Below are 1,345 nucleotides of genomic sequence, written 5' to 3' on the forward strand. Positions count from 1 at the left end.
CCCCGGCAGCGGCTCCGCAGCCGCCCGCCGCCCGCCGGCCGCCGCCCTCGGATGATGATTGGGAGTCTTTCTGACGGAACGTTCCGCCAGTGCATTGAACAGGCAGTAGAGAACACATCCCCTTTACGGTCCGGCGGCCAAGGAGCGCCGCCGGGACGACTACCGGAACATACGGAAAATGTTTAGCAATCTGAAGGTGCGCACGGGCTTGATGCTTGCCCAATTGGCAGTTGCCCTGGCCGCGCTGATTGCGATCGTCCTGGGTTGGAACAGCATGCAGTCCAACGCCCGGGCAATCAACGCCTTGGATACCCTGAGCGTCCAGCAGAGCAATCTGATCAAGGACGCTTACACGCAGATGCTGCGCGCCACGATTCGCGCGGACATCGCCGCCGCCCAGCGCGCCGCCGGCGACGCCAACGGCGCCAACGAGAATTCGCGCACGGTTCAGCAACTGGTCGCCGACGCCAAGAAGAACATGGAGGCGTTCAAGGCCATTCCGAAGACCACCGATTTCGGCAAGTCCGCCGAAGGGGCGCTGGTGTCGGCCTTCAATAACTTCACGGATGCGGTGCAGTCGATGATGGCCGCGCTGGACAAGGGCGACGCCGCGACTTACCTGTCCTTGAAGAACACCAAGGCGGGCGCCGCGAGCGGGCAGTTCTTCAAGCAACTGGGCGATTTCGCCGGCAACATCAACAAGTACAGCGAAGAAATGGTGTCGTCGTCGCGGGCGCAGGCCTCGACGATGGCCTTCGTGTATATCGCGCTGGCGGTCCTGATCCTGGCGGTCTCGCTGGGCGCCTTCCTGTTCATGAACCGCGTCATCCTGCGTCCGCTGCGCACGGTCAGCGACAGTTTCGACAAGATCGCCGGCGGCGACCTGACGGTGCGCGTGGACGTCAATTCCACCAACGAGATCGGCGCGCTCATGGCGGCCGTCAAGCGCATGCAGGAAAGCCTGGCGCGCACGGTGACGTCCGTGCGTCGCGGCGTGGATGAAATCAACGTCGGGTCGCGCGAGATCTCGTCGGGCAATTCCGACCTGTCCAGCCGCACCGAGGAGCAGGCGGCCTCGCTCGAGGAAACCGCGGCGTCGATGGAGCAACTGGCCTCGACCGTGAAGCAGAACGCCGACAACGCGCGCCAGGCCAACCAGCTGGCGGCCAGCGCGTCTGATGTGGCCGAGCGCGGCGGCGCGGCCGTGTCGGAAGTGGTCAGCACCATGGAAGGCATTTCGGCCAGCTCGCGCAAGATCTCCGAGATCGTGTCGGTGATCGACGGCATCGCGTTCCAGACCAACATCCTGGCGCTGAACGCGGCGGTGGAAGCGGCGCGCGCGGGC

At 64.9% G+C, this 1,345-nt stretch carries 1 protein-coding gene; it reads left to right on the forward strand.

Annotated features, from left to right (window positions below):
- Positions 1-178: 178 nt before the first annotated feature.
- The coding region (locus ABE485_RS31115) for a methyl-accepting chemotaxis protein (protein WP_346519102.1) at positions 179-1,345 on the forward strand (1,167 nt) is incomplete at its 3' end.

The organism is Achromobacter spanius (genome assembly GCF_039673305.1).
Taxonomy (GTDB): Bacteria; Pseudomonadota; Gammaproteobacteria; order Burkholderiales; family Burkholderiaceae_B; genus Achromobacter; species Achromobacter spanius_F.